The 12,351-nt window shown below is 39.4% G+C and carries 12 protein-coding genes, 7 tRNA genes and 1 rRNA gene; 19 read left to right on the forward strand and 1 reads right to left on the reverse strand.

Features of this window, described 5'->3' with window-relative positions:
* From H8Z82_RS10400 to H8Z82_RS10455, 12 genes are all read left to right on the forward strand, one after another.
* Positions 1 to 119: ribosomal RNA gene (locus H8Z82_RS10400) — 23S ribosomal RNA — on the forward strand; the annotation flags it as partial.
* 71 nt (positions 120 to 190) lie between these two features.
* A tRNA-Asp gene (locus H8Z82_RS10405) sits at positions 191 to 264 on the forward strand.
* A gap of 39 nt (positions 265 to 303) precedes the next feature.
* Positions 304 to 376: transfer RNA gene (locus H8Z82_RS10410), tRNA-Val, on the forward strand.
* 7 nt (positions 377 to 383) lie between these two features.
* Positions 384 to 465, forward strand: a tRNA-Tyr gene (locus tag H8Z82_RS10415).
* A 17-nt stretch (positions 466 to 482) separates the two neighbouring features.
* Positions 483 to 555, forward strand: a tRNA-Thr gene (locus H8Z82_RS10420).
* Between the two features lie 17 nt (positions 556 to 572).
* A tRNA-Met gene (locus H8Z82_RS10425) sits at positions 573 to 646 on the forward strand.
* Between the two features lie 4 nt (positions 647 to 650).
* Positions 651 to 723, forward strand: a tRNA-Phe gene (locus H8Z82_RS10430).
* Between the two features lie 29 nt (positions 724 to 752).
* Positions 753 to 825 (forward strand) — tRNA-Lys (locus H8Z82_RS10435).
* A 249-nt stretch (positions 826 to 1,074) separates the two neighbouring features.
* Complete coding sequence (locus tag H8Z82_RS10440) at positions 1,075 to 1,809, forward strand: SpoIID/LytB domain-containing protein (RefSeq protein WP_019160302.1); 735 nt, start codon at positions 1,075 to 1,077, stop codon at positions 1,807 to 1,809.
* Positions 1,810 to 1,895: 86 nt separating this feature from the next.
* Positions 1,896 to 2,729 carry a M23 family metallopeptidase gene (locus tag H8Z82_RS10445; protein ID WP_186995074.1) on the forward strand — a complete coding sequence of 278 codons (834 nt, stop codon included), beginning with the start codon at positions 1,896 to 1,898 and terminating at the stop codon, positions 2,727 to 2,729.
* A 416-nt stretch (positions 2,730 to 3,145) separates the two neighbouring features.
* The gene (locus H8Z82_RS10450; RefSeq protein ID WP_019160304.1) at positions 3,146 to 3,388 is read left to right on the forward strand and encodes a GIY-YIG nuclease family protein; all 243 of its coding nucleotides are present in this window, start codon (positions 3,146 to 3,148) and stop codon (positions 3,386 to 3,388) included.
* A gap of 14 nt (positions 3,389 to 3,402) precedes the next feature.
* Positions 3,403 to 4,386 (forward strand): transglutaminase domain-containing protein, encoded by a 984-nt coding sequence (locus H8Z82_RS10455; RefSeq protein WP_019160305.1) that lies wholly within the window; start codon positions 3,403 to 3,405, stop codon positions 4,384 to 4,386.
* Between the two features lie 54 nt (positions 4,387 to 4,440).
* Here the strand turns inward: H8Z82_RS10455 and trhA are convergent, their stop codons facing one another.
* The gene (gene trhA, locus H8Z82_RS10460; protein WP_019160306.1) at positions 4,441 to 5,103 is read right to left on the reverse strand and encodes a PAQR family membrane homeostasis protein TrhA; all 663 of its coding nucleotides are present in this window, start codon (positions 5,101 to 5,103) and stop codon (positions 4,441 to 4,443) included.
* A gap of 258 nt (positions 5,104 to 5,361) precedes the next feature.
* Between trhA and H8Z82_RS10465 the strand changes: the two genes are divergently transcribed.
* From H8Z82_RS10465 to H8Z82_RS10495, 7 genes are all read left to right on the forward strand, one after another.
* On the forward strand, positions 5,362 to 6,150 hold the full coding sequence (locus H8Z82_RS10465) for a ParA family protein (protein WP_186995075.1): 789 nt from the start codon (positions 5,362 to 5,364) through the stop codon (positions 6,148 to 6,150).
* On the forward strand, positions 6,141 to 6,326 hold the full coding sequence (locus H8Z82_RS10470; RefSeq protein WP_019160308.1) for a hypothetical protein: 186 nt from the start codon (positions 6,141 to 6,143) through the stop codon (positions 6,324 to 6,326). Before H8Z82_RS10465 ends, H8Z82_RS10470 begins: the two co-directional genes overlap by 10 nt.
* A 115-nt stretch (positions 6,327 to 6,441) precedes the next feature.
* Positions 6,442 to 7,449: a LacI family DNA-binding transcriptional regulator gene (locus tag H8Z82_RS10475; RefSeq protein WP_186995076.1), complete on the forward strand. Its 1,008-nt coding sequence runs from the start codon at positions 6,442 to 6,444 to the stop codon at positions 7,447 to 7,449.
* A gap of 355 nt (positions 7,450 to 7,804) precedes the next feature.
* A complete protein-coding gene (locus tag H8Z82_RS10480) occupies positions 7,805 to 9,070 on the forward strand; it encodes an extracellular solute-binding protein (protein WP_243176445.1) in 1,266 nt (421 codons plus the stop codon).
* 113 nt (positions 9,071 to 9,183) lie between these two features.
* Positions 9,184 to 10,644 (forward strand): carbohydrate ABC transporter permease, encoded by a 1,461-nt coding sequence (locus H8Z82_RS10485; RefSeq protein ID WP_186995078.1) that lies wholly within the window; start codon positions 9,184 to 9,186, stop codon positions 10,642 to 10,644.
* On the forward strand, positions 10,644 to 11,498 hold the full coding sequence (locus H8Z82_RS10490; RefSeq protein ID WP_186995079.1) for a sugar ABC transporter permease: 855 nt from the start codon (positions 10,644 to 10,646) through the stop codon (positions 11,496 to 11,498). Before H8Z82_RS10485 ends, H8Z82_RS10490 begins: the two co-directional genes overlap by 1 nt.
* A gap of 4 nt (positions 11,499 to 11,502) precedes the next feature.
* Positions 11,503 to 12,279 (forward strand): TraX family protein, encoded by a 777-nt coding sequence (locus H8Z82_RS10495; RefSeq protein ID WP_147641505.1) that lies wholly within the window; start codon positions 11,503 to 11,505, stop codon positions 12,277 to 12,279.
* Positions 12,280 to 12,351: the final 72 nt, after the last annotated feature.

Genomic DNA, 12,351 nt, shown 5'->3' on the forward strand with positions numbered 1-12,351 from the left:
TGAGATATCCCATTCGAAAGAAGTAAACCCCCTTGAAGACGACGAGGTAGATAGGGCAGAGGTGGAAGTGTGGCAACACATGGAGCTGACTGTTACTAATCGGGTGAGGGCTTGACCAAGAATCGCAGGAAGTTAATTCTCAAGGAAATGTCAACATGTATGTAGTTTTGAAGGTGCAAAACCTTTAAATGGCCCAGTGGCTCAGTTGGTTAGAGCGTCGCCCTGTCACGGCGAAGGTCGAGAGTTCGAGTCTCTTCTGGGTCGTTAGCAATTTGCTGACGAAGTTAATTGCATAAGGAATATGGAATCTTAGCTCAGCTGGGAGAGCATCTGCCTTACAAGCAGAGGGTCATAGGTTCGAGCCCTATAGGTTCCATATGTTTGGATGGATTCCCGAGTGGCCAAAGGGGGCAGACTGTAAATCTGTTAGCAACGCTTTCGAAGGTTCGAATCCTTCTCCATCCACTTAGGTATTAACCTAAGCCGATGTGGCTCAATTGGCAGAGCAGCTGATTTGTAATCAGCAGGTTATCGGTTCGAGTCCGATCATCGGCTTTTAATTTAATTATTAACGCGGGGTGGAGCAGTCTGGAAGCTCGTCGGGCTCATAACCCGAAGGTCATAGGTTCAAATCCTGTCCCCGCTACTTTGCCCAGATAGCTCAGTTGGTAGAGCAGAGGACTGAAAATCCTCGTGTCGCTGGTTCGATTCCGGCTCTGGGCATTTTGCTTGGAGAATTAGGCAATAAATATGGAGCATTAGCTCAGTCGGTAGAGCACTTGACTTTTAATCAAGTTGTCCGGGGTTCGAATCCCCGATGCTTCACTTTTAACTTCTGTGAATTTTCGCAGAAGTTTTTTTATTGTATAAATATTTTAATCTATTTAAGGGTATGAATCTGAGAAGATACATATACTTAAAAGAAGAAATGCTGTTTTAATATAGAATAGCAGCAATCGATCGAAAAGGATCCGGTCTATGAAGAATCATTTCATTTCCTGTACACTAGGAATTCTAAGTTTCTTTTTTATCCCCTATTTTTTTATTATCCCATTAAATGGAATAGATACGTTAATGATAAATCAGAAGTTTAATGTGGAAAGAATATTGCCTGTAGTAACGGCAACCCAGATTGACAAAAATATGAAGTTGGAAACAATAAAAGCCCAGACAATTATTGCAAGATCTGATTATTACCGGCGCTTAGAAGAAAAGGAGAGTCTTTTAGATATATTGAAGGAACTGCGACGGGATTTGGAGAAAAAAAGTTTTTCAGAATGGATTCTAGACGAAAAATATGAAAGAGCAGTGGAAGAAACCAGGGGAGAGGTTCTTGTGCGAAATTATAAATTGGAGCTTTTGCCATATCATCAGCTCAGTGCGGGAAGAACAAGGAACGGAAAAGAAGTTTTACATAGTGACAAATATAAATATCTGAAATCAGTAAAATGTGACAGTGACAAAGAGGCAGATGATTATTTGAGCAGTTTTTATATAAGTCAGGTTGATCTTCCCAAAAATCTTATTATCAAGAAAAGAGATAGTGCCGGATATGTGACGGAGATCCGGGCTGATGATATAGTACTGGAGGGAGAAACATTCAGCAGAGAATTGGGGCTGGCTTCTTCTAATTTTAGTATAAAAAGAAGCAAAAATAATATCTGTTTTCTCTGTAAAGGGAAAGGACATGGTTTGGGATTTTCCCAATATGGTGGGGATCAGCTGGCAAAAAATAAAAAAACGGCAGAGGAAATTTTAACAACATATTTTGCGGATATGCAGATTGTAAATGTCAGAGAGATAAAATGAATTTGAATTCAATGCAAAATATTGAATAACAGGAGAGATTCTGGACACCCTATAGATATGAAGATGAAAACAGAGGTGAAAGGAATATGATGAATAACAGAATTACCCGTATGATTGCGAACACTGTTGGCCTTGCTGCTGTGGCAGCTTTAGGAATTACGGTGTATCAGCTTGGAACTTCTCCTGTGAAAGAGAAAGAACCGAAAAATCAACCCCTGATTCAGGAGGATGGTACAGAGAACACAAATGAAGAGGTGAATATTGAAGAAGATAATCAGGAAGCTGCAGAAATGATGGAAAGTGAGTTTCCCGAAGAAGAAACAAATGCTCAGATCAATACTGTAAAGGAAGAGGCAGGTAATGAGACAGGAGCAGAAAAAAGCGTTGTGAATGCAAATATGGAAGATGAAATAAGTGAAAATGATACAACACAGACAATAAGTAATATTTCAGAGGAAACCACAGATGTTTCTGCTTCAGCAGTCAATCTTCCGGAAATAAATTTTTCAGAGGATACAGTAATGGAATGGCCGGTAAATGGAACTGTTTTGCTGGATTACAGCATGGATCAGACCACTTATTATCCTACATTGGATCAATACAGAATGAGTCCGGCTATTTCGGTAGGGGCGGTAGAAGGGGCTCCTGTAGTTTCGGCAGTAAACGGAACGGTTTATTCTGTTGAGAAAAATGCGCAGACAGGAACTACATTGACAATGGAACTGGGAAATGGATATCAGGCGATTTATGGACAGCTGGAAGACTTGACTGTTTCTCAGGGCGATATTGTGAAAAAAGGAACTACGATTGGATATGTGGCAGAACCTACGAAATATTACAGTGCAGAGGGGGCAAATCTGTATTTTGCAATGAAAAAAGACGGAGAGCCTATAGACCCAATCACTTATCTTCGTAAATAAAGTTAAGAAAATAAGAAGATTTATTTGTTTCGTAAAGATAGAGCCAGAAAAACTGGTTCTATTTTTTTATTAAATAAACTGAAGGGAAGTTATTCACATAATAGTGAAATTACCGTATAATAAAATAGATAAAGTTATTATGAAAAAACAGGACCGTTACTAGAGTATTTTTCAAATACGCTCTAGATGGGAAAATAAAATTGCAGTCGGTTTCCCGTCCTGCTTAGAAAATGCAGAGTCAGAAAGATTTTGTATTTAGATGCAGATAAGAAAAGTAAATGATGAATGTTTGTGCTGATTAAGATACAAGTATGATACCGGCTGTTTATCATAAAAAAGAGGATGACCATGATTTGAGGCTGGGATTGTTTTATGACAGATGGTTGTCCTTTACATAGATGAGGTACAGATGAAGCATGAATTATACATATATGGTAAAGTGTGCAGACGGGACTCTTTATACAGGATGGACAAACTGTCTGGAGAAACGTCTGAAGGCTCATAATGGTGGCAGAAACGGTGCCAAATATACAAAAACAAAGCGTCCGGTGTCTCTTGTATATTATGAGGGCTTTTTTACGAAAGAAGAGGCTATGCAGAGGGAATATCAGATTAAGCAGCTTACCAGAGAAAGAAAACTGGAGCTTATAAATTTTTAAGGAGGACCAAGGAAATGAAAAAGATGACAAAATGGATTGTGGCATGTGCGGTATGTGTTTTGGGAAGTGTACCGACAGCTGGAGCAGACATGAATATCCCACCGGAAATCACTATGACTCCGCAGGAAATCATAACACCTACTCCGGAACAGAATGAACCTGTAATAACCCCGGAGGTTACACCTACTCCCATTCCGGAAGTGAAAAATGGTTGGATAACTGTAGGAAATAAAAAACAGTATTATAAAAATAATAAATTTCTTGTGGGAATGAAGAGAGTAGAAGGGAATGTTTATTATTTTGATGCAAAGGGATTTATGAAAACCGGATGGGTTACACATAATAAGCATAAATTTTATTTTAATACAAACGGAAAACGCTGCAGTGGTATTAAAAAGATAAAAGGAAAATATTACTATTTTGCTGAAAATGGTGTAATGAAAACAAAAACTGTGAAATCCGGAAACAATATTTATTATTGTACTGCCAAGGGAGTAATGGAAGCCTGGAAAAAGGGAAATGTATATTATAATTCCAAAGGTAAAAGAATGACTGCCGCGCAGGCTTATGATTATGAAACTCTGCAGAGAGCAAAACAGATAGTTTCTCAGATTACAACACCTCAAATGTCAAAAAACCAGAAATTTGAAACCTGCTATAAATGGGTGATCAGACATTATTATGGTACTACAAGGAAATATGTGAATCAGACATCATGGCCGGCGCTGTATGCAAATGATTATTTTATTAATAATGGAAAAAGAGGAAATTGCTTCTCAGATGCATGCTCTTTTGCATATCTGGCAAAGGCATTAGGATACAAGAATGTATATGCCTGTGTAGATACATCACAGACAAATGGAAGTGGCCACTGTTGGGCAGAAGTCGATGGTTTGGTATATGATCCGTTATTTTCAGAAGCAAAAGGGTATTATAAATATTTTGGAGCTTCCTACCGGTCTTATGGATTATATCCAATGCGAAAAGTAGCAATATAAATAAAAAAGCAGTTATTCAGCTATATATTTATAATTGAATAACTGCTTTACTTTTTATACGGGAAGTGGTGCAACAAAGAAATACATAACTACAAAGTGGCAGGCGCTTCCAAGCATGATAAAGACATGAAAGATTTCATGTGAGCCAAAATTTTTGTGTCTGGCATCAAAGAGAGGAACTTTTAAAGCATAGATCACGCCACCGATGGTGTAAATGATTCCGCCGGCCAGAAGCCAGTCAAAGCCAGCTCGTGGGAGAGCATGGAAAATAGGTACGAATGCCAGGACACACAGCCAGCCCATGGCGATGTACAGCACAGAAGAAAACCATTTGGGGCAGGTGATCCAACAGCATTTCAAAATCATTCCCAATATGGCAATTGTCCATACCAGTGCACACAGAATATATCCAATGCGATTATGAAGAACTATGAGACATACCGGAGTATAGCTGCCTGCAATCATAATGAAAATCATCATATGATCTATTTTGCGGAGACGCCGGTTTACTTTTTTAGTAGAATCTATGGAGTGATAGATGGTACTGGCTGCATAAAGCAGGATCATAGTCAGTATAAAAATGCTCAATGCAACAATGTGAATCACATCATAGGAACGAGCAGCTTTGATAATAAGGGGAATTGCCCCGGTTACAGCCAATAAAAGAGCAATTCCATGAGTGATGGCACTTCCGGGATCTTTCAGTTTAAATTTCATAATTATCGCCTCCAATTTCAAAACTATTTAACATAGTAATTAAAACTACATATCAAGTATATGAATACTATAACACAATTATTCTAAAATGCAAGACTTTTATTTTGAAAATCAAAAGTTTTATGGAACAGGAAAAGAACAGGAAATAGAAAAAATCTGATTAATAGCAGAATAGAGCTAATACTTACGAAAACAGTTGAAAAGGATGAATAAAACTCATATAATGAAGATAGTTGAAGAAAATTGAGGTGTGAAAACATGGGAAAAACCATAACCATATGTTTTACAAATAATAAAGGCGGAAGTGGAAAATCCACAACCTGTTCCAACCTGGGTGCAGCAATTGCGCAGACCGGAAAAAAGGTTCTTTTGGTTGATGGGGATATGCAGCTGAATTTGTCGTTGGCTTTTTTTTCAGAGGACTGGGTATTGGAGCATGCAGCAGGAGAAAAGAATCTGTATTATGGGATTAAAAAGCAGGAAGATCTGACAGATTATGTGGTACATACTTCTTATGAAAATCTGGATCTAATTCCATCCTCTACCTTAATGAGTTCCATAGAATATGAATTATTTACAAAATGGCAGAGAGAGTTTATTTTGCGGAAATGTCTCCAGAAGATTAAAGAGTCAGGAATGTACGATTATATTCTGATTGATGCGCCGCCTACACTTGGAGGCTGGGTTATGAATATTTTGTGCGCTTCAGACAAAGTGATCATTCCTGTTGAGGCAAGCCCATGGGGGATGTTTGGACTTGCAAATATGTTTGAATTTCTTAACGAAGTCAGACAGATTTCACCGGATCTGGAAATAGCCGGAATTGCAGTGACGAAGGTGGATACAAGAAAGAATTACTATAAGCAGACTATGGAAACTTTGCATGAACTGGAGGGTATCCATGTATTTGAACAGATCATCAGAGTGGACAGTTCTGTAGAATGGTCCCAGGATAACAGTATTCCGGTTGTTGAATATAAAAGATCAAGCAGAAGTGCCAAAGAATATACAAAGTTAGCAGAGGAGGTAATGAAGCTATGCCAGTAGGAAAAGAAAGTATTAAGCGGGCTGCAAATGCAGGTGCAAAGAAAACAGTAAAAAGATCTGTGATTTCCACACAGGATGCAGAAAAACTGGAGGCGGTATTTGTTACAGAGGACAGGAAAGAATCAATAGATGGACCTGTTCATATTAAGGATGAACTTCCGGTATATCTTCTTTAAAAAAGGAAAAGGAATCATTTTTTTATTGATAGATTAGTCAAGCGGATTATCAATAAAAGAAAGGTTCCTTTTTATATAATCGATTGTGTAATGGTAATGGGGTGTTATTGTTATTATGGAGACAGAAGAAAAGAAAATATATACAATTGATGATATTGCCCGGGAACTGGGAGTCAGTAAAACAACGGTATCCAGGGCAATTTCAGGAAAGGGACGAATCGGACAGGCAACCAGGGATAGGGTTCTGGCGTTTATCAAGGAGCATGACTATCGTCCCAATGTTGTTGCAAGGGGACTGGCACAGAGAAAAACTTATAATATTGCATTATTGATGCCAAAGGATTATGTTGCCACAGAATTCCTTTTTTTTAAAGACTGTATGAATGGAATCTGTGAGATAGCTTCAGCATATGATTATGATATTATCATTTCGATGGTTGATGGAGAAGATGTGTCACAGATTGAGAGGCTGGAGGCAAACAGAAAGGTAGACGGAATTATAGTAAGCAGAGCAGTAGTCAGTTCCAGAGTACAGAAATATCTGAAGACCTGTAGAGAGCCTTTTGTTCTCATAGGTCCAACAAATGAACCGGATGTTCCATTCGTAGATAATAAAAATCAGGAGGCTGGAAAAGAACTGACCAGTATCATGCTGATGAAGGGAATGCGTCATCTTGCATTGCTTGGAGGAAATGAGTCTTATAATGTTACAGGAAGCAGATATCAGGGATTTCTGGATGCACATCAGGAATTGGGAATTCCTGTTGATAAGAATCTTATTTTCATGAATGCAGATAATCAGCTGGTTGTATCGGATGCAGTAAGTAAATTATATGAAGCAGGTGCAGACGGCATTGTATGTATGGATGATGTGATCTGCAGCATGTGTATGAGCAGTTTAAGGGAAAAGAAGATACAGGTTCCGATGCAGATGAAGGTAGCAAGTATGTATGACAGCAAAAATCTGGAATATCACAATCCTCCGGTTACCAGTATTAAATTTGATACCACAGGACTGGGGCAGATGGCATGTATCAGGCTTCTGGAAATACTGGGAGAAAATCCACAGGAAGAGATAAAACCACTTAATTATCAGGTGATTTTAAGGGAATCAACACAGTAAAAAGCAGAGGCAGTGTTGCTTTCTGATATCATAAAAGTGTAGTTGTCAGAGAATAATTAACGCTGACATCTGCACTTATTTTGTTGCAGAAAATTATAAATCCAGACAGGATTCTTTACTGTAAAAATTATGATGGAAACGATTGCGCAAAAAGATTGAAACAGCAACATGAATTGTGCAATATAGCAAAAACAAAGATAAAAATTTAGATAATAATGGCTAATTGACTTTGAGAATATATTGGAATATACTAAAAACATGAACAAGCGGTTGCGCAAACAGAATAAAAGAGCTTTTATGCAGCGGAAATTATGGGATGTTTGTGTATGACACCAGAAATCAGGAGGAAGAGAAAATGAGAAAAAATGTAAAAAAGGTAATCGCACCGTTACTGGCAGCAGCTATGGCACTTTCCTGCACAGTATGTGTAAGCGCAGCAGAGGATGAGACAATTAAACTGACTGTATGGGGCGCTGAGGAAGATCAGAATTTATTAAAAGAACTGACAGATAAATTCCAGGAGAAGTATACAGATCAGAAATTTGATATTCAGATTGGAGTAGAATCTGAGTCTACTGCAAAAGATACAATTCTGACAGACGTAGAGGCAGGTGCAGATGTATATGCATTCGCAGATGATCAGCTCCCGGATCTTGTAAAAGCCGGAGCACTTCTGAAACTTGATGATTATGCAGAGGCGCTGCAGCTTGCAGATACAACACTTGATGATGTAAAAGCTGCAAACGTTGAAGGCGCTATTGATGCAGCAACAATTGATGGCAGTCTGTATGCATTTCCAAGAGCTGCTGACAACGGATATTTTCTTTACTATGATTCATCTGTAATTTCAGAAGAAGATGCAGCAAACTGGGATAGCCTTCTTGAAGCGGCTGATAAGGCTGGAAAGAAAGTTGGTATGACACTTGCTTCCGGATGGTACAATGCTTCTTTCTTCTATGGAGCAGGATTTACAACAGGACTTAACGATGACGGAACAACAACTATGGACTGGAACGGAACAAGTGCTGACGGATATACAGGTGTTGATGTAGTAAAAGGAATGCTTGATATTGCATCCAATCCGGCATTTATGGCAGTTGCTGATGGGGATCTGTCTAATCAGCTTGCATCCGGTAATCTGGCAGCATGCGTTTCCGGTACATGGGATGCGATCACAGCACAGGATGTATTTGGTGACGGATATGCAGCAACAAAGCTTCCTACATTCACAGTAGGCGATGCACAGGTTCAGCAGGGATCTGTTGCCGGTTACAAATATGTTGGTGTAAACGGTTATTCTGAGAATTCCGGATGGGCAGTTCTTCTTGCAGAGTACCTTACAAACGAAGAGTCCCAGCAGATGTTCTTTGATCAGAGAGAAAGTGGTCCTTCCAACAAGAATGTGGCAGCATCTGATTCTGTTCAGGAAAATGTGGCTCTTGCAGCACTTGCAGCTCAGTCTGAATATGCACAGGCTCAGAAGGTTGGCGGAAAATACTGGGATCCTGCAAAGACATTCGGAGAACTGATCGCACAGGGAACATTATCTGCAGATGATGATAATGGAATCCAGGAAGCGCTTGATAATCTGGTAGAGGGTGCTACTGCTTCTGTAGAATAAATACCATCACTGTTCATAGACAGTAAATACTAAAAAACGGCTCATATGCATAACGGCATGTGGGCTGTTTTAAAGATAGATGGTAACCATATAAAATTGTGAGGAGGAAAGATATGGCAGCACAGGAAAATAATTCTGCTGCAGCGGCAGTGAGTGGATTCTTTAAAGCTATCGGTGGATTTTTCAATGATTTTGGTACTGCTGTAGTGAAAGGTGATGCCTTTGTAAAGCTGTCCCTGATCTGGATGGGTGCAGGTTATGCAAAGCGTAAACAGTATGTGAAAGCAGCACTGATGACATTGCTGGAGATTGCAGTGATCGTTTTTTCAGTGAAATTTGCAATGCAGTATGTACCAAAATTCAGTACCCTTGGTACTGTAAAGATGGAAAAAGTCTTTAATATGAAAACAATGAAAAGTGAATTTAATGATTATGATAATTCCTTTACGATCCTGTTGTTTTCATTGTTCAGCTTTGTTGTGTGGTTTGCGGCAGCTGTTGTGTGGTTTAAGAATGTGATCAATGCTTATGCACTTCAGAAAATGGAAGAAACCGGAAAGCATATCAATACGTTTAAAGAAGATCTCAGATCACTGACAGAAGAGAAATTTCACATTACATTACTGACACTTCCGGTACTTGGAGTTGTGATCTTCACATTGATCCCAATCTTACTTCTGATCTTTGTAGCATTTACAAATTATGATCAGCAGCATATGCCACCTACGGAGTTGTTCTCATGGGTAGGTTTTAGTAACTTTATCAGTTTGTTTGGCGGCGGCGGTCTTACATCTACGTTCGGATATGCATTTGTGCGGGTTCTGGGATGGACACTTGTATGGGCTTTCTTCGCAACATTTACAACTTATATCGGAGGTATCCTGCTTTCCCTGCTTCTCAACAGTAAGAAGACAAGACTGCCGAAGATGTGGCGTACTTTATTTATCGTAACGATTGCAGTTCCGCAGTTTGTATCACTTCTGCTGGTGCGTAACTTCTTTTCAAATGGAGGTATTGTCAATACAATCTGCAACAGCATTGGACTGACAGGATTTTTAAGAAGCATAGGACTTGTGTCCACAAGCTATATTCCATTTCTTTCTGCTCCGGGCTGGGCACACGTAATGATCATTCTCATTAATATCTGGATCGGTGTTCCGTATCAGATGCTGATTGCAACAGGTGTCCTGATGAACCTTCCTTCTGACCAGCTTGAGAGCGCAAGAGTAGACGGTGCAACAAACTTCCAGATATTCAGAAAGATCACAATGCCATATCTGCTCTTTGTAACAGGACCTGCTCTGATCACGGACTTTGTAAAAAATATTAATAACTTTAATGTTATTTATCTGCTTACACAGGATGTTTATACAACAACAAACCAGGCAATGGCAAGCTCACAGGCAAAAGAGGTTGACCTTCTGGTTACCTGGCTGTTCCGTCTGACTCAGGATTACTACAACTATAAGATGGCGTCAGCAATCGGTATTATCGTGTTTATTATCTGTGCAGTATTCACCCTGGTTGCATTTAACAGGATGATCAAGGGAGATAAGGAGGGAACATATCAATAATGAAAAAGATGAAAGATAGTCGTACATCTTCTATAGTATTACATAATTTATTGATCGCAGTGCTGGCATTTATCTGGCTGGTTCCGATCATCTGGCTGGTATGTACCTCCTTCAGTGCATATTCAGGAATGAATACCAGTACATTTTTTCCGAAGGAATGGAGTATCAGTAATTACATGAAGCTGTTTCATTCAGATTCTGTATCTCAGTTTCCACAGTGGTTTATGAATACATTTATCATTGCATGCTTTACATGTGTGATTTCCACTATGTTCGTACTGATGGTTGCATATGCAACATCTGTTATGAGATTCAAGATGAGAAAACCGCTGATGAACATGGCAGTTATCCTGAATCTGTTTCCTGGTATGCTGGCAATGATTGCAGTTTACTTCACACTGAAATCCTTTAATCTGACAAACAGCTATGCCGGTCTGATCATGGTTTACTCTGCTTCTTCAGGTCTTGGTTATCTGATCGCAAAGGGTTTTTTTGATACAGTTCCGAGAGCACTTTGCGAGGCTGCCAGAATTGATGGATGCAGTGAGGCAAGAATCTTCTTCCAGATGGTTCTGCCCATGAGCCGTCCGATCGTTGTTTATACAGTTATCAGCAGTTTCCTGGTACCGTGGATGGATTTCGTATATGCAAAGATGATCCTAAATGCCGGAATTTCTTCCAAATATACAGTTGCCATCGGTCTGTACAAGATGTTGGATAAGAGTCTTATCAATTCTTATTTCACTCAGTTCTGTGCAGGCGGAGTACTGGTATCCATACCGATTTCTATTCTGTTTATGATCATGCAGAAATTCTATGTGGAAGGAATTACAGGTGGTGCTGTAAAAGGTTGAGGCTATGAATATGACAACGGGAAGAAGAGGAATCGTCTGGAAGACTCCGGATATTACAGCTGATGGGCTGAAAATGTTTGCATGTATTACCATGCTGATCCAGACTGTTGGAATTGCCATTATTGAAAAGGGTCTGATCCATTTAGACCAGTATACTCAGGAGAGTCTGAATCAGGCGATGTCCCAGGATTCCCGTTTAATGACACTTGCGGGGATCGGATCCATTATGCAGCTTATAGGCGGAATGGCGATTCCCGTATTTGCGTTTCTGCTGGTGGAGGGATTTCACAATACATCGGATTATAAGAAATATCTGATCATGATAGCTGTTACTGCACTGGTCAGTGAGATTCCATATGATCTGGCAATCTGCGGAAAAATATGGGACTTTTCAAGCCAGAATGCAATGATCACGATGTGTATCTGTCTGGTTATGTTGAAATGCTTAGATCTGTTTAAAGAGACTTCCGGATTTACAGGTGGTATGTTGAAGGTACTGATTCTGATCGCATCCATTGTCTGGGTGAGTATTTTCCGGGCAGAGTATGGCCTTTGTATGGTGCTTCTTGTGTTTGTGTTCTATGTGTTTGAGACAAGAAATGTGCTGAAAACAGTGTTAGGCTGTATGATCAGTCTGATGTATGTGACCGGTCCTATCGCATTTTATGGAATCTGGTGTTACAACGGTGAGCGAAAAGACCGCATCAATAAATATGTTTATTATGTTTTTTATCCGGTGCATCTGCTGGTGCTTGGAGTAATTGCGAAATATGTTCTGTAAAAAGGAACATAGTAAAAATTATATTTATGGATACTTGAATTTATAATGACAGCGAAAAAGAAAATGACTTAG

Origin of the sequence: Blautia difficilis (genome assembly GCF_014297245.1) — a bacterium.
In the GTDB taxonomy this organism is placed as follows: domain Bacteria; phylum Bacillota; class Clostridia; order Lachnospirales; family Lachnospiraceae; genus Blautia_A; species Blautia_A difficilis.

What these genes read in the sequence shown, in the direction of transcription:
- H8Z82_RS10440 (WP_019160302.1), top strand. Translation starts at nt 1,075, where the DNA reads ATGATAAATCAGAAGTTTAATGTGGAAAGAATATTGCCTGTAGTAACG.
- H8Z82_RS10445 (WP_186995074.1), top strand. Translation starts at nt 1,896, where the DNA reads ATGATGAATAACAGAATTACCCGTATGATTGCGAACACTGTTGGCCTT.
- H8Z82_RS10450 (WP_019160304.1), top strand. Translation starts at nt 3,146, where the DNA reads ATGAATTATACATATATGGTAAAGTGTGCAGACGGGACTCTTTATACA.
- H8Z82_RS10455 (WP_019160305.1), top strand. Translation starts at nt 3,403, where the DNA reads ATGAAAAAGATGACAAAATGGATTGTGGCATGTGCGGTATGTGTTTTG.
- trhA (WP_019160306.1), bottom strand. Translation starts at nt 5,103, where the DNA reads ATGAAATTTAAACTGAAAGATCCCGGAAGTGCCATCACTCATGGAATT.
- H8Z82_RS10465 (WP_186995075.1), top strand. Translation starts at nt 5,362, where the DNA reads ATGGGAAAAACCATAACCATATGTTTTACAAATAATAAAGGCGGAAGT.
- H8Z82_RS10470 (WP_019160308.1), top strand. Translation starts at nt 6,141, where the DNA reads ATGCCAGTAGGAAAAGAAAGTATTAAGCGGGCTGCAAATGCAGGTGCA.
- H8Z82_RS10475 (WP_186995076.1), top strand. Translation starts at nt 6,442, where the DNA reads ATGGAGACAGAAGAAAAGAAAATATATACAATTGATGATATTGCCCGG.
- H8Z82_RS10480 (WP_243176445.1), top strand. Translation starts at nt 7,805, where the DNA reads ATGAGAAAAAATGTAAAAAAGGTAATCGCACCGTTACTGGCAGCAGCT.
- H8Z82_RS10485 (WP_186995078.1), top strand. Translation starts at nt 9,184, where the DNA reads ATGGCAGCACAGGAAAATAATTCTGCTGCAGCGGCAGTGAGTGGATTC.
- H8Z82_RS10490 (WP_186995079.1), top strand. Translation starts at nt 10,644, where the DNA reads ATGAAAAAGATGAAAGATAGTCGTACATCTTCTATAGTATTACATAAT.
- H8Z82_RS10495 (WP_147641505.1), top strand. Translation starts at nt 11,503, where the DNA reads ATGAATATGACAACGGGAAGAAGAGGAATCGTCTGGAAGACTCCGGAT.